The sequence below is a fragment of the Streptomyces hokutonensis genome (assembly GCF_000376565.1).
Taxonomy (GTDB): Bacteria; Actinomycetota; Actinomycetes; order Streptomycetales; family Streptomycetaceae; genus Streptomyces; species Streptomyces hokutonensis.
Map to the genome: position 1 here is coordinate 139,277 of NZ_BARG01000054.1, position 14,064 is coordinate 153,340.

Here is a 14,064-nt window from a genome sequence, read left to right on the forward strand (position 1 = left end):
CGAACCCGGGGGCCTGACGCAACGACAGCGACCAACAGCGAACTTCGAGGTGCGCACCTTGGCTTTCCAGATGCCGGACCGCGGCGGAGGCCCGCAAGGGCCGCGGATCAGAGTGGGCCGCCCGTCCCGGCGGGTCCGGACTTTGCTCATGACACTGGGCGTCCTTGCCGTACTCGGCATGGCGTTCACGATGTTCGCGGGCTTCTGGACGGACTGGCTCTGGTACCGGTCGGTGCATTACTCGTCCGTGTTCACCACCACCCTGTCGACCAAGATCGGCCTGTTCTTCGTCTTCGGCCTGCTCATGGCGGCCGCGGTCGGCGTGAACATCTGGCTGGCGCACCGTCTGCGCCCGCCGCTCAGCGCCATGTCGATGGAGCAGCAGAGCCTCGACCGCTACCGCATGGGCATCGCGCCGTACAAGAAGTGGCTGCTGCTGGCGATCACCTCTCTTGTCGGGCTGATCGCGGGCGCCTCGGCGTCCAGCCAGTGGCGGGTCTGGCTGATGTGGGTCAACGGCGTGCCCTTCCACCAGAAGGACCCGCAGTTCCACCTCGACGTCTCCTTCTACGCGTTCGACCTGCCCTGGTACCGCTTCCTGCTCGGCTTCGGCTTCGCCGCCGCGATCCTCTCGCTGCTCGCCGCCGCGCTGACGCACTACCTGTACGGCGGGCTGCGCATCACCAGCCCGGGCGCGCGCGCCACGGCCGCCGCCACCGGGCATCTGTCGGTGCTGCTCGGCATCTTCGTCGCCCTCAAGGCGGTCGCCTACTGGCTCGACCGCTACGGACTCGCGGTCAAATCAAGCGACTTCAAGGCGACCGGTGACTGGACCGGCCTCAGATACGTCGACGCGAACGCGTATCTGCCGGCCAAGACGATCCTGTTCTGCATCGCCGTCATCTGCGCGCTGCTGTTCTTCGCCACCCTGTGGCGGCGCACCTGGCAGCTGCCCGTCATCGGCTTCGGCCTGATGGTGCTCTCCGCGATCCTCATCGGCGGCCTGTACCCGGCGATCGTCCAGAAGTTCACGGTCCAGCCCAACGAGCAGGCCAAGGAAGCCCCGTACGTCCAGAAGAACCTGAAGGCGACGCGCGAGGCCTACGGCATCGACGACACCAAGGTCACGGAGTACTCGGGGACGAGCACCACCAAGGACAAGACCAAGCTCCGCGCGGACGTCGACTCCACGGCGAGCATCCGGATCGTGGACCCGAACGTCGTGTCGCCCACGTTCCAGCAGCTCCAGCAGATCAGGAACTACTACGCGTTCCCGACCAACCTGGATGTCGACCGCTACACCGAGGACGGCAAGGACCAGGACACCGTCATCGGGCTGCGCGAGCTGAACCTCAACGGCATCCCGAAGAACAACTGGATCAACGACCACTTCCGCTACACGCACGGCTACGGCGTGGTCGCCGCCAAGGGCACCGAGGTCGACTCCGAGGGCCGCCCGGTCTTCACCGAGTCCGACCTGCCGTCCTCGGGTGACCTCGGCAAGTACGAGCAGCAGATCTACTACGGCGAGAAGACCACCACGTACTCGATCGTCGGCGGTCCCCAGAAGGAGATCGACTACTCCGACGACAGCGGTGAGAAGACCACCAGCTACAAGGGCAAGAGCGGGGTCAACCTCTCCAACCCGCTCAACCGGGCCGCGTACGCGGTGGCGTTCAACGAGCCGCAGATCCTCTACTCCGGTGCCATCGGCGAGGGTTCGCGGATCCTGTACAACCGCACGCCCAAGGAGCGCGTCGAGGCGGTGGCGCCCTGGCTGACCATCGACGGCGACGCCTATCCGGCGGTCGTGGACGGCCACATCCAGTGGATCGTCGACGCGTACACCACCAGCAACGGTTACCCGTACGCCTCCCGGACGACCCTCGGGGACACCACGGCCGACTCGCTCACCGCGACCAACAACAACCGCGCGGTGGTGGCCCAGCAGAACCAGGTCAACTACATCCGCAACTCGGTGAAGGCGACCGTCGACGCGTACACGGGTCAGGTCAAGCTCTACCAGTGGGACACCGAGGACCCGGTCCTGAAGACCTGGATGAAGGCGTTCCCCGGCACGGTCGAGCCCAGGTCGGACATCTCCTCCTCGCTGATGGCCCATCTGCGGTACCCGCAGGACCTGTTCAAGGTCCAGCGCGAACTGCTCACCCGCTACCACGTGACGGACGCGCAGACGTTCCTCAGCGGCAGCGAGGTGTGGCAGGTGCCGGACGACCCGACCAACAAGTCGGGCAGCGCGGTGCCGCCGTACTACCTGAGCATGAAGATGCCGGACCAGAGCTCGCAGGCGTTCTCCCTGACGACGACGTTCACGCCGAACGGGAGAGACAACCTCAGCGCCTTCATGGCGGTCGACTCCGAGGCCGGCAGCCCCGACTACGGCAAGATCAGAATCCTGAAACTGCCGACCAGCACGACCGTCGGCGGACCTAAACAGGTGCAGAGCGCCTTCAACTCCCAACAGGACATCGCCGAATCCATCAAGCTGCTCAAGGGCGGCGACTCCGACATCGAGTACGGCAACCTGCTGACGGTGCCGCTCGACGGAGGACTGCTGTACGTGGAGCCCGTCTACGTACGCGGTGGTGGACTCAAGTACCCGCTCCTGCGCAAGGTGTTGGTGGCCTACGGCAACAAGACCGCGTTCGAGGACACGCTGGACGAGGGGCTCAACAAGGTCTTCGGGGCGGAGACTTCGACCACGCCACCGGATACCGGCACCACCACGCCACCGACATCCAGCAATCCGACGGTCCAACAGGCCCTGACCGACGCCCAGAAGGCCTTCGACGCGGGGCAACAGGCCCTGAAGAAGGGCGACTGGGAGGCGTACGGGCAGGCGCAGAAGGATCTGCAGGCCGCGTTGAAGCGGGCCGAGGACGCGCAGGCCGCCGCTGAGAAGAGCAGCGGCAGTGACAAGAGCAGTCCGAGTCCCAGCACCAGTCCCAGCAGCAGACCAAGTGCCAGTAGCAGTCCGAGCAGTGCGAGTGGTTAGCGCAGCTCAGACGGCAGTTGATCACTAGGTCAGAGGCCCACCCCGCACCGTGGTACGGTTGCAACACAACGGCGCGGGGTGGAGCAGCTCGGTAGCTCGCTGGGCTCATAACCCAGAGGTCGCAGGTTCAAATCCTGTCCCCGCTACTGATCGCGAAGGCCCGGATCCTTTCAAGGATCCGGGCCTTCGCGCTGTGCGAACGCATGTGCCGACGAGGGTGACGGCCGCGCCGCCCGGGGGACTTGGTGGAACCGTGTTTCGCTTGTCTCTCTGTGGGCATGTCGACAAAACGCTGTAGAGACCTCACTGGCTGCGGTATACCAGGTGTACCCAGGTTGCAGGTGGTGCGACGATGAACGTTATGGGGGACAAGGCAACTCTGTTGGATACAGGGCGTTTTGTGCAGCCTTCCGACCGGGACGAGACCGGTGAGGGGGAGGCTGTCGACGAGGCACGCACACGGCTCGCCGCACAGGCCGGCGACGTCGAGGCGACGAGTGTCCTCGGAGCGATGCTGCTGCGCCGCGGTGATCTCGACGGAGCCGAGCCCCTGCTGCGTGCCGCCACCGCCGAGGGCGACCGGGCCGCGGCCAACAACCTGGGTGTCCTGCTGCACCAGCGCGGATACGCCGACGAGGCCGCCGGATGGTGGCGGATCGCCGCCGTCGCCGGTTCCGCCGCCGCCGCGCACGCGCTCGGCCGGTTCCACCGCGAGCGCGGCGACGAACCCGCCGCCGAGTACTGGCTGCGCCAGTCCGCCGAGCAGGGCCACGCGCTCGGCGCGTACGCCCTCGCCGACCTCCTGGAGCACCGCGGGGACACCGCGGCCGAGCAGTGGATGCGGTCCGCCGCCGAGCGCGGGCACCGCGAGGCCGCGTACCGGCTGGCGCGCGCGCTTGATCGGCGGACGCCGCACGAGGACGAATACGGGGCGGGGAACGGGATCGGGGACGGGGGACAGGGCAGCAGGGGCGGGGACGGCGCCGACAGTGGTGCCGGATCGGCCTCCGGAGGGGCCCCTGTTCCCGGCAACGAAGCCGAGCAGTGGTACCGGCAGGCCGCCGCCCGTGGGCATCAGCGGGCCGCGCTGCAACTCGGGGCGATCCTGGAGAAGCGGGGTGAGCTCAAGGAGGCCGGGCGCTGGTATCTGACGTCCGCCAAGGACGGCGAGGCCCGTGCCGCCTGCGCGCTCGGATTCCTGCTGCGCGACGCCGGTGACACCGAGAGCGCCGCCGTGTGGTGGCTGCGCGCCGCCCAGGACGGCGACGGCAACGCGGCCAACGCGCTGGGCGCGCTGCACGCCGAGCGCGGCGAGACACAGACCGCCGAACGGTGGTACCGCGCCGCGATGGACGCCGGCGACGTGAACGGCGCGTACAACCTCGGGCTGCTCTGCGCCGAGCAGGCGCGTACCGCGCAGGCCGAGCAGTGGTACCGCCGCGCGGCCTACGCCGGACACCGCGAAGCGGCCAACGCGCTCGCCGTGCTGCTGCTCCAGGGCGGCGACGCGACCGGTGCCGAGCCGTGGTTCTCCAAGGCGGCGGAGGCCGGGAGCGTGGACGCTGCCTTCAACCTGGGGATTCTGTTCGCCGGGCGTGGTGAGGAGGCCGTCGCGCTGCCCTGGTACGAGCGGGCCGCTGCCGCCGGGCACACGGAAGCGGCGCTCCAGGTCGGGATCGCGCGGCTGCGGGACGGTGACGAGCGGGAGGCCGAACGGCATCTGCGGTGCGCCGCCGGCGGAGGGAGCGCGGAGGCGGCGTACCGGCTGGCCTCGGTGCTCGACGCGCGGCGGCCGCCGGCGCCCGCGCACGAGCTGGGTGAGCAGGTGCACGAGAAGACCGAGTGCGAGGAGTGGTACGAGCGGGCGGCCTCGCAGGGGCACCGGCGTGCGCAGGTGCGGGTCGGGATGCTGTCCGCCGCGCGCGGGGACGTCGTCGAGGCGGCTCGGTGGTACCGGGAGGCGGCCGAGGCCGGGTCTCGTAACGGGGCTTTCAATCTTGGGCTGTTGCTGGCTCGGGAGGGGAGTGAGCCGGAGGCGGCGGTGTGGTGGGCTCGGGCTGCGGATGCCGGGCATGGGCGGGCGGCGTTGCGGCTGGCTCTGGTTTACGCGCGTCGCGGGGAGCTGGCGGAGGGGCAGCGCTGGGCTGATCGGGCGGTGACGCTCGGCCCCGGTGAGGTGTCTGAGCGGGCGGCTCGGTTGCGGGACGCGTTGCGGCAGGAGCTGACGGCGTAGGGGGTGTTTTTCGCCCCCGCCGCCCCTACCCGTCCCGTCACTGGGGGCTGCCGCCCCCCCCAGACCCCCGCTTCGGCCCTGAAGGGGCCTCGCCCTCAAACGCCGGACGGGCTGGGTCGTGCCGGACTGGGCTGAGAAGTGAAGGGCTTTGACCTGCGCTGTTAAACGATTTGCTTCTGTCGGTACGACTGACGTAGTGTCGTGTTTACCGACGCGGGGTGGAGCAGCTCGGTAGCTCGCTGGGCTCATAACCCAGAGGTCGCAGGTTCAAATCCTGTCCCCGCTACTGAAGGCCGAGGGCCGGAGTCCAGCACATGGATTCCGGCCCTCGGTGTTTCTACGGCTGGTGGCCGACCGCCTCCTCGTAGAGGGAGCGGTCCACGGTTCGTGACTCCGGGAGCGGGGTGCCCTTGGACACGCCCGACGCCTTGTACGCGGCCTGGAGGCGAGTCGTCGTTCCGGCGCGGATCTCCCAGTCCATCGTGAGCGACGGGGTTGATTTCAGGACCGTCTCGTCCGTCTTGAGGAGTTTCGCGAGGTACGTGACGAAGGTGGGGTCGTTCTTGTAGTCGCCCGCGAAGTACGTGTTCACCGTGCGGATGTAGGCCCGGAGGAGGGCCACGCCGGCATCCACGTCGTCGTGCAGGAGGCTGCGGCCGTAGAGCATGCCGCCCAGGGGTTCGCCGAGGGGCTGGCCGCCCAGGAAGGCGTACGCGGGGTTGTCGTCGACCTTGCGCCAGACCGGGTCGAGGAGCCACGCGGAGTCGACGCCGCCGTTCTGGAGGGCGGTGAGGACGTCGGCCGAGCCGAGCTGCTGGTACTGGATCTTGTCGAGGCCGCCGCCGTGGGTCGCGAGGGCCCTCTCCATGGGGTACGCGATCACCGAGCCCTTGCCGATCATCGTGCCCATCCTGCGCCCGGCCATCCGGACGTCCGCCGCCGCCTCGCCCTTCTTCAGCTTCACCCACAGGCCGCTCTTGGACTCGGGGTCGGGCGAGAAGTTCCCGGCGACCCACTTGATGTCGAAGCCGCCCTTGATCCCGTTCATGACGGCCGCCTCCGGTGCCGCCCACATCGCGTCGATGTCCCCCTTCGCGAGGAGGGGGAGCGCGTCCGGGGTCGGCAGCACCTTGAGCGTGACGTCCAGGCCCTCCTTCTTGAACTCGCCCTTGTCCAGGGCGACTTCGAGCGGGGCCACGTACTCGGCGCTCAGCGTTCCCGTCGCGATCGTCAACTTCGTTGTCTTGGCGAGGGGTTGCGGGGCGGGGGTGAGCGGCTTGCAGCGGGCCGGGGCGCGGGTGGGGGAGAGGTCCGCCGGGTCGGTCCAGGACGAGGTGCCGCAGCCGGTCACCGGCTTGACCGCGCGGTTGCCTGCGGCCGCCGTGGCCGAACTCCCGGAGTCGTCCGCGTACTTGGACGAACAGCCCGCCGACGCCAGCACCGCCGCCACGACGACCACCACACCGTACGTACGACGTCTCACGACTGCCCCCGTCCTCGGTCCCGCGGTGCCCACGGTGTGAGCAACCGGCCCGCCACGCGCACCAGTTCGGAGAAGACGACCCCCAGGACCGCGACGCACACGATGCCGACGAACATCACGTCGTTCTGGAACAGCGCGCGGGAGTCGAAGATCAGGTGGCCCAGGCCGTTCGTCGCGGCGATCTGTTCCGAGGCGACGATGACCAGGACGGCCACGCCCGCCGCGATCCGCGCGCCGACCAGGACCGCGGGGAGGGAGGCCGGGAGGAGGACGTGGCGGAACATCTGCCAGGGGGAGGCGCCGAAGACCTGGCCCGCGTCGCGGTGGCCGGAGGGGATCGCGACGACCGCCGACATCGTCGAGATCCACACGAAGAAGAACACCGTGGCGGCCACCAGGGCCAGTTGGGGGCCTTCGCCGAGGCCGAACATGTTCAGGAAGATGGGTAGCAGAGCCAGCTTCGGTACGACGTACAGGGCGTCCAACAGCGGTTCCAGCGCGGCCCGTACGAGTGAGAGGGAGCCCATCAGCAGGCCCAGGGCGTAGCCGGCCGCCGTGCCGATCGCGTAGCCGCCCAGGACGCGCCGGGTGGTGGCCCACACGTCCGGCCACAGGTCGCCTGCGGTGGCCCGGTCCCAGCCGTCGGAGAGGATCGTGGAGGGGGCCGGGTAGACGCGGGGGTCTATCCAGCCCTGGGTGGCGGCCAGTTGCCACCACAGGATCAGGGCGAGGGGCACGGCCACGGCGAGGGACAGTTCCAGGGCGCGCCGGCGGCGGTGGGTGCGTACGGGATGGAGTTCGTGCGGACCGGGGCGGCGGACCAGGACCGCGTCCTCGCGGCCGGGGGCGACGGTCGTCATGCGGGCACCGCCTCTTTCCGCAGGAGCTCCCACAACTCGCTTTTCAGGGCGGTGAATTCGGTGGTGTCGCGGATGTCGCCAGTGCGTGGGCGCGGGAACGGCGGACGGTGTTCGGCGATGATCCGGCCCGGGCGTGCGGACATCACCAGCACGCGGTCACCGAGCACGAGTGCCTCCTCCAGGCTGTGCGTGATGAAGAGGGTGGTGGTGCGCAACGCCTGGGTGAGGTCGAGGAGTTCGTCCTGGAGGATCGTGCGGAGCTGGGCGTCCAGGGCGGCGAACGGCTCGTCCATCAGCAGGAGTTCGGGTTCTACGGCCAGAGCGCGGGCGATGGCGACCCGCTGGCGCATGCCGCCGGAGAGGGTCGCGGGGTAGGCGTCCGCGAATTCGGCCAGGCCCATGCGGGTCAGCCACTCGTCGGCGCGGGCGTTGGCCTCGCGGCGCGGGACGCGCTGGACGTCCAGGCCGAAGCGGACGTTGGCGCGGACCGACTTCCAGTCGTAGATGCCGTAGTCCTGGAAGATCATGGCCGCCGGGCGCGGGCTGGACGTGCGGATCTCCAGGGTGCCCGTGCTGGGGCGCAGGAGGCCTGCGGCGATACGGAGGAGCGTGGATTTTCCGCAGCCGGACGGGCCGACCAGGCAGACGAACTCGCCGGGGGCGACGGTGAGTTCGAGCGGGCCGAGGGCGTGGACCTGGTGCGGGGCGCGGCCGAAGGCGCGGGTCAGTCGGGTGGCGTGGAGTTTTGGGTGCGGGTCTCCCACGGTTGCTCCTCGCGGAGTTCGGTACGGGTGTCGGTCCGGGGGGTGGGGAGTGCCGCACGACGATATGACGGACCGTCAGATTCGGGAAGGCTGTACGCGACATGAGTCCGTGGACAGCACAAAGCCCCGGCCTCCGTGTCGAACGGATGCCGGGGCCGGTGCGAGGACTTGCTACGCGCTCGCGCAGTTGGGGCACAGTCCGCGGTACGTCACCTCGACGTCCGAGACCGTGAAGCCGAAGCGCTCCGAGTCGGGGAGGTCGGCGAGGGGGTTACCGCTCGGGTGGACGTCGCGGATCTGGCCGCAGTTGGCGCAGACCAGGTGGTGGTGCGGGCTGTGCGCGTTCGGGTCGTAGCGCTTGGCGCGCTTGTCCGTGGCGACTTCGAGGACCTCGCCGAGGGAGACCAGCTCGCCCAGCGTGTTGTAGACCGTCGCCCGGGAGATCTCGGGGAGCTTGGCCACGGCGCGGGAGTGGACCTCGTCGGCGGTCAGGTGGACGTGGTCGCCGTCGAGCACTTCGGCCACGACGCGCCGCTGTGCGGTCATCCGCCATCCGCGTCCGCGCAGCCGCTCCAGAAGGTCACTCATGCAGGCCAGCCTAACAGCAACGTGACCAGTTCCCGAATAGGTGTGACTTTGGAGGGCTGCTGGACTTGGACTGAATCCAACTACCCGGGTCGGGGTTGTCAGGCCGGTACCTGCTGTCGCGCGGGTGCCCAGCAGCGGATGATGTCGCGGACCGAGACGATGCCGGCGGGCTCGGCGCGGTCGAGGACGATGAGGTGGCGGAAGCCGCCGTGGGCCATCGCGCTCGCTGCGTCCTCCAGCGTCCAGGCCGGGGTGGCGAACACGACGTCGGTGGTGGTGTGGGCGTGGGCGCGCTCGGTGTCCGGGTTCTGGCCCCGGCCGATCGAGTTGAGGATGTCCCGTTCGGTGAGGATCCCGATGCCGCCGGCGTCGGGGTCGAGGACGACGGCCGCGCCGACGTGGCGCGAGGACATCAGGGCGGCTGCCTGGCGGAGGGTGTGGGCGGGGCCGATGGTGAGAACCACCGTGCTCATGGCGTCGCGGACCAACATGGGATGAGGCCACCTCCTAGGGAATCCGGATGAGCTAGTTCCCGGATTCACAAGTTCACAAGTGGGGGGACTCTCAGAGTCGCAGGTAAAGCACGGGTCAACAAGAGGGCGCGCGCGGCCGGTTGGGGGCGTGTGCGGGCGTCTCGTTGTGCTCAGTAGCGCATGTTGAGATACCCCAGGAACTCGTCGTGCAGGATTCCGTTCGACGCCGCCGCGTTGCCGCTGTGGGGGCCCGGGCGGCCGTCGAGGCCTGTGAAGGTGCCGCCGGCCTCGGTGACGATGATCGCGTTGGCGGCCATGTCCCAGAGGGAGAGTTCGGGTTCGGCGCAGATGTCGACCGAGCCCTCGGCGACCATCATGTAGGGCCAGAAGTCGCCGTACGCGCGCGTGCGCCACACCTCGCGGGTCAGGTCGAGGAAGCCGCCGAGCCGGCCCTGGTCCTCCCAGCCGGTGAGCGAGGAGTACGCGAAGGAGGCGTCCGTCAGTTTCGAGACCTGGGAGACGCGGAGTCGGGACGCGGAGGACAGGCTGCGCCCGGTGTAGGCGCCGTGGCCCTTCGCGGCCCACCAGCGGCGGCCCAGCGCGGGCGCGGAGACCAGGCCCACGACGGGCTGGTAGCCGCCCTCCGCCGCCTCCGTCAGGGAGATCAGCGTGGCCCACACCGGGACGCCGCGTACGTAGTTCTTGGTGCCGTCGATCGGGTCGATCACCCAGCGGCGGGGGCCGGTGCCCTCGACGCCGTACTCCTCGCCGATCACCGCGTCGCGCGGGCGGGCGCGCTGGAGATGGCCGCGGATCAGTTCCTCGGCCGCCTTGTCCGCCTCGCTGACCGGAGTCATGTCCGGCTTGGTCTCGACCTTGAGATCGAGCGCCTTGAACCGGGCGGTCGTCGCGGCGTCGGCGGCGTCCGCGAGGACGTGGGCGAGGCGCAGGTCATCGTGATAGTCGGCCATGCGTGAACCGTATCTTCAGGGGTCGGGGCGGGGCTACAGGGTCCGGTGGGCGGACCGTGAGGTGAGGGGTCCCAGGAGGGGCCCGGGAGGGACCTCCAAGAGAGCGCCCTGGCCGGCCCCGGCCCGGCGTCTCCGCCCCAACTCCCGCGCGCAATGGCCGAAGTGCGCCCCCCGGCGCAGCCGCGAACCCTTGACAGTGCTCCCGTGCGCGTCAAATCTGGGCGCAGAGCCGCTCGTCCCCGGGAGGCGAATGATGCCTGCAGCGCGGGAATCCCTGTTGGACGCCGCCTATACGGCGCTGGCCCGCAGGTCGTGGTCCACCGTACGGATGGTGGACGTGGCCGCCGCGGCCGGAGTGTCCCGGCAGACGCTGTACAACGAGTTCGGCAGCAAGGAGGGGCTCGCGCGGGCGCTGGTCAGAAGGGAGGCCGACGGCTATCTCGTCGGCGTCGACCGGGCCCTGGGCGCGCATGCCGACGCCCGTGAGCGGCTGACCGCGACCGCCGAGTGGACCACGTCGGCGGCCCGGGAGAACGCGCTGGTGCGGGCCATGCTCACCGGCTGCTGGAGCGAGCGGCTGCCCTCGCCGACCCTGTCCGCGGTGCCGTCCTCCTCCGCCGTGCCGGCACAGCGCCGGGCCGACGGGCCGCTGCCCTCGCCGGGCGACTTCGTGGCCGTGGTCCGCGACCGTGCCGTGGCCGCGCTCGCCGGACCCGGAGCGCCCCGGCCTGACACCGCCGACCTGGCCCGCTCCTGCGAACTCGTCGTACGCCTCGCCCTGTCCTGCGTGGCGGCGCCACCGGGCGAGGGCGGTGTCGGCGAACTCGTACGGAGTGCGCTGACGCCCGCCCACCGGGCCCTGCTGACCTAGGGGTTCAGTGCGCGGAACCGGACAGCTGGAGTCCGATCACCCCGACGATGACGAAGCTGATCGACACGAGCTTCAGCGTCGACACCAGGTCGCCGAGGAAGGCCATCCCGTAGATCGCGGTGCCGGCCGCGCCGATGCCGGTCCACACGGCGTACGCGGGGCCCACGTCGAGCTTCTTCAGGGAGAGGGTGAGCAGACCGAAGCTGCCGAGCGCGAAGGTGCAGAAGGCGACCGTCGGCCACAGGCGCGTGAAGCCGTGGGACAGCTTCAGGCACACGGCGAACCCGGTCTCCAGAATTCCGGCCACGACAACCAGCAGCCACGCCATGTGCTGTCCTCCCGTTTGTCCGGCTCGGTGCGATTATGCACTTACCGAACTTGAGTCCCCACAAACACGCGGTGGTCAGCCGGTGATCAGTCGCCCTCGGTCCGCTCCCGGGTGGCCAGCAGCCGTCGTAGCGAATAGAGCCGCTGCGGGTCGGCGTGGCCGTCGGCCACCCACTGGTCCAGGGCGCAGTCCGGCTCGTCGTGGCTGCACGCGCGCGGGCAGTCGACCGTGCCGGGCTCCAGGTCGGGGAAGGCCTTGATGACCCGGGACGGGTCCACGTGGTGCAGACCGAAGGAACGGACGCCCGGGGTGTCGACGACCCAGCCCGAGTCGTCCGGCAGCGGGATCGCGCGCGCCGAGGTCGTGGTGTGCCGGCCGCGCCCGGTCACGGCGTTGACGATGCCGGTGCTGCGCCGCCGCTCCAGCGAGACCAGCGCGTTCACGAGGGTCGTCTTGCCGACGCCGGAGTGCCCGACGAACGCGGTGATCTTGCCGTCCAGCTGCTTGCGCACCCGCTCCACCGCGCTGCCGTTCTCCAGCTCCTCACGGCTCGTCACGACATACGGGACGCCCAACGCGCCGTACAGCTCAAGGAGTTGGTCGGGTGAGGCCAGGTCCGACTTCGTCAGCACGAGGAGCGGGTCGAGGCCGCCATCGTAGGCCGCGACCAGACAGCGGTCGATGAGGCGGGGGCGCGGCTCGGGGTCGGCGAGGGCGGTGACGATGGCGAGCTGGTCGGCGTTGGCGACGACCACGCGCTCGTACGGGTCGTCGTCGTCGGCCGTGCGACGCAGCACGGAGGTGCGCGGCTCGATGCGGATGATGCGGGCGAGGGTGTCCTTGTCGCCGGACAGGTCGCCGATGATGCCGACGCGGTCGCCGACCACCGCCGCCTTCCGGCCCAGTTCGCGGGCCTTGACCGCCATCACGACCCGGTCCTCGACGAGGCAGGTCAGGCGGCCCCGGTCGACGGTGAGGACCATGCCCTCGACCGCCTCCTCGTGCTTGGGGCGGATGTTCGTGCGCGGCCGGTTGCCCTTGCGGTTCGGGCGCTGGCGGATGTCGTCCTCGTCGGTGTTCTTGCCGTAGCGGCGCATGGCGTGAGTCCCCTACGCCCCATCGCTCCCGAGCATCCCGGCCCACAGATCGGGGAAGTCCGGAAGCGTCTTCGCGGTCGTCGCCACGTTCTCGATCTGCACGCCCTCGACCGCGAGGCCGATGATCGCCCCGGCCGTCGCCATCCGGTGGTCCTCGTACGTGTGGAAGATCCCGCCGTGCAGGCGGCGCGGGCGGATGTGCAGACCGTCGGCGGTCTCGGTCACGTCACCGCCGAGCTCGTTGATCTCCTTGGTCAGCGCGGCCAGCCGGTCCGTCTCGTGCAGGCGGAGATGGGAGACACCCCGGAGCGTGGACGGGGAGTCCGCGAGGGCGGCCACGGCCGCGATGCCCGGGGTCAGTTCGCCGACCTCGCCCAGGTCCACGTCGATACCGTGGATCGCACCCGAACCGGTGAACTCCAGTCCGTACTCGGTGAGTTCGCAGGAACCACCCATCTCGGTGAAGATCTCCCGCAGCCGGTCACCGGGCTGCGTCGTCCGCGCCGGCCAGTCCGGCACGACCACCTTGCCGCCGGCCACGAGCGCCGCCGCGAGGAACGGCTGCGCGTTCGACAGATCCGGCTCCACGGTCAGATCCCGGCCGAGCAGCGCGCCCGGGGTCACCCGCCAGACGTTCGGCTCGCCGCCCGACTCCGGGGTGTCCACCTGGGCGCCGACCGCGCGCAGCATGTCGACGGTCATGCGGATGTGGGGCATGGAGGGGAGGGAGGAGCCGATGTGACGGACCTCGACGCCCATGTTGAAGCGCGGGCCCGAGAGCAGGAGCGCGCTCACGAACTGGGACGACGAGGACGCGTCGATCTCCACCGGTCCGCCGTCCAGCGCGCCCCCGCCGTGCACGGTCAGGGGCAGTGCGCCCCGGCCGTCGTCGTCGATGCGGGCACCGAGCACGCGCAGGGCGTCGATCACGCCGTTCAGGGGGCGTTCGTACGACCTCGGGTCGCCGTCGAAGCGGATGGGGCCGTCGGCCAGCGCGGCGACCGGCGGCAGGAAGCGCATCACGGTGCCGGCGTTGCCGACGTCCACCGTGGCCGGGCCGTGCAGGCCCGACGGGATGACCCGCCAGAACTCGCCGGAGCCCTTCTCCGTGCCCACGCCCTCCTCGATGCCCACGCCCATCGCGCGCAGGGCGCCTGCCATCAGAAGGGTGTCGCGGGAGCGGAGGGGGCGGCGGAGCCAGCCCGGTTCGCTGGCGAGAGCGGCCAGGACGAGGGCGCGGTTGGTGACGGACTTGGACCCGGGGACGTGGACCGTCGCGTCGACGGCTCCGCGCGCGTGGGGGGCGGGCCAAAGGGCGGTTTCGTTCGGGGCCATGGGCCCCACTGTATAAGTACGTCGTGTTTCGAGTGCTGCGCCGTT

12 protein-coding genes and 2 tRNA genes are annotated in these 14,064 nt (G+C 70.2%); 5 read left to right on the plus strand and 9 right to left on the minus strand.

Features of this window, described 5'->3' with window-relative positions:
• Positions 1 to 70: 70 nt before the first annotated feature.
• The 4 genes from SSP08S_RS34005 (at position 71) to SSP08S_RS34020 (ending at position 5,535) form a co-directional block, all read left to right on the plus strand.
• Complete coding sequence (locus tag SSP08S_RS34005; protein WP_078532591.1) at positions 71 to 3,016, plus strand: UPF0182 family membrane protein; 2,946 nt, start codon at positions 71 to 73, stop codon at positions 3,014 to 3,016.
• 72 nt (positions 3,017 to 3,088) lie between these two features.
• Positions 3,089 to 3,162: transfer RNA gene (locus SSP08S_RS34010), tRNA-Met, on the plus strand.
• 206 nt (positions 3,163 to 3,368) lie between these two features.
• Positions 3,369 to 5,249: a tetratricopeptide repeat protein gene (locus SSP08S_RS34015; RefSeq protein WP_051106037.1), complete on the plus strand. Its 1,881-nt coding sequence runs from the start codon at positions 3,369 to 3,371 to the stop codon at positions 5,247 to 5,249.
• A gap of 212 nt (positions 5,250 to 5,461) precedes the next feature.
• Positions 5,462 to 5,535, plus strand: a tRNA-Met gene (locus SSP08S_RS34020).
• 51 nt (positions 5,536 to 5,586) lie between these two features.
• Here the strand turns inward: SSP08S_RS34020 and SSP08S_RS34025 are convergent.
• From SSP08S_RS34025 to hisN, 6 genes are all read right to left on the minus strand, one after another.
• Positions 5,587 to 6,732, minus strand: a complete 1,146-nt coding sequence (locus tag SSP08S_RS34025; RefSeq protein WP_026179070.1) for an ABC transporter substrate-binding protein — start codon at positions 6,730 to 6,732, stop codon at positions 5,587 to 5,589.
• Complete coding sequence (locus tag SSP08S_RS34030) at positions 6,729 to 7,592, minus strand: ABC transporter permease (protein WP_019072137.1); 864 nt, start codon at positions 7,590 to 7,592, stop codon at positions 6,729 to 6,731. The genes SSP08S_RS34025 and SSP08S_RS34030 overlap by 4 nt, the downstream gene beginning before the upstream one ends.
• On the minus strand, positions 7,589 to 8,356 hold the full coding sequence (locus SSP08S_RS34035) for an ABC transporter ATP-binding protein (RefSeq protein ID WP_019072138.1): 768 nt from the start codon (positions 8,354 to 8,356) through the stop codon (positions 7,589 to 7,591). The genes SSP08S_RS34030 and SSP08S_RS34035 overlap by 4 nt, the downstream gene beginning before the upstream one ends.
• A gap of 171 nt (positions 8,357 to 8,527) precedes the next feature.
• Positions 8,528 to 8,944 (minus strand): Fur family transcriptional regulator, encoded by a 417-nt coding sequence (locus SSP08S_RS34040; RefSeq protein WP_019072139.1) that lies wholly within the window; start codon positions 8,942 to 8,944, stop codon positions 8,528 to 8,530.
• Between the two features lie 98 nt (positions 8,945 to 9,042).
• Complete coding sequence (locus SSP08S_RS34045; RefSeq protein WP_019072140.1) at positions 9,043 to 9,435, minus strand: CBS domain-containing protein; 393 nt, start codon at positions 9,433 to 9,435, stop codon at positions 9,043 to 9,045.
• A 152-nt stretch (positions 9,436 to 9,587) separates the two neighbouring features.
• Positions 9,588 to 10,388, minus strand: coding sequence for a histidinol-phosphatase (gene hisN / locus SSP08S_RS34050; RefSeq protein ID WP_019072141.1), 801 nt, complete (start codon positions 10,386 to 10,388; stop codon positions 9,588 to 9,590).
• A gap of 250 nt (positions 10,389 to 10,638) precedes the next feature.
• Between hisN and SSP08S_RS34055 the strand changes: the two genes are divergently transcribed.
• The gene (locus SSP08S_RS34055; protein ID WP_026179071.1) at positions 10,639 to 11,259 is read left to right on the plus strand and encodes a TetR/AcrR family transcriptional regulator; all 621 of its coding nucleotides are present in this window, start codon (positions 10,639 to 10,641) and stop codon (positions 11,257 to 11,259) included.
• Positions 11,260 to 11,263: 4 nt separating this feature from the next.
• Here the strand turns inward: SSP08S_RS34055 and SSP08S_RS34060 are convergent, their stop codons facing one another.
• The 3 genes from SSP08S_RS34060 to aroA form a co-directional block, all read right to left on the minus strand.
• Positions 11,264 to 11,587, minus strand: coding sequence for a DMT family transporter (locus tag SSP08S_RS34060; protein ID WP_019072143.1), 324 nt, complete (start codon positions 11,585 to 11,587; stop codon positions 11,264 to 11,266).
• Positions 11,588 to 11,673: 86 nt separating this feature from the next.
• Entirely contained in the window at positions 11,674 to 12,684 is a 1,011-nt protein-coding gene (rsgA, locus tag SSP08S_RS34065) for a ribosome small subunit-dependent GTPase A (RefSeq protein WP_019072144.1), read from the minus strand.
• Positions 12,685 to 12,696: 12 nt separating this feature from the next.
• Positions 12,697 to 14,019: a 3-phosphoshikimate 1-carboxyvinyltransferase gene (gene aroA / locus SSP08S_RS34070; protein WP_019072145.1), complete on the minus strand. Its 1,323-nt coding sequence runs from the start codon at positions 14,017 to 14,019 to the stop codon at positions 12,697 to 12,699.
• Between the last annotated feature and the right edge of the window lie 45 nt (positions 14,020 to 14,064).

Coding starts and splice junctions, on each gene's coding strand:
- SSP08S_RS34005 (WP_078532591.1), top strand. CDS start 71: ATGCCGGACCGCGGCGGAGGCCCGCAAGGGCCGCGGATCAGAGTGGGC.
- SSP08S_RS34015 (WP_051106037.1), top strand. CDS start 3,369: ATGAACGTTATGGGGGACAAGGCAACTCTGTTGGATACAGGGCGTTTT.
- SSP08S_RS34030 (WP_019072137.1), bottom strand. CDS start 7,592: ATGACGACCGTCGCCCCCGGCCGCGAGGACGCGGTCCTGGTCCGCCGC.
- SSP08S_RS34040 (WP_019072139.1), bottom strand. CDS start 8,944: ATGAGTGACCTTCTGGAGCGGCTGCGCGGACGCGGATGGCGGATGACC.
- SSP08S_RS34045 (WP_019072140.1), bottom strand. CDS start 9,435: ATGTTGGTCCGCGACGCCATGAGCACGGTGGTTCTCACCATCGGCCCC.
- hisN (WP_019072141.1), bottom strand. CDS start 10,388: ATGGCCGACTATCACGATGACCTGCGCCTCGCCCACGTCCTCGCGGAC.
- SSP08S_RS34055 (WP_026179071.1), top strand. CDS start 10,639: ATGATGCCTGCAGCGCGGGAATCCCTGTTGGACGCCGCCTATACGGCG.
- SSP08S_RS34060 (WP_019072143.1), bottom strand. CDS start 11,587: ATGGCGTGGCTGCTGGTTGTCGTGGCCGGAATTCTGGAGACCGGGTTC.
- rsgA (WP_019072144.1), bottom strand. CDS start 12,684: ATGCGCCGCTACGGCAAGAACACCGACGAGGACGACATCCGCCAGCGC.
- aroA (WP_019072145.1), bottom strand. CDS start 14,019: ATGGCCCCGAACGAAACCGCCCTTTGGCCCGCCCCCCACGCGCGCGGA.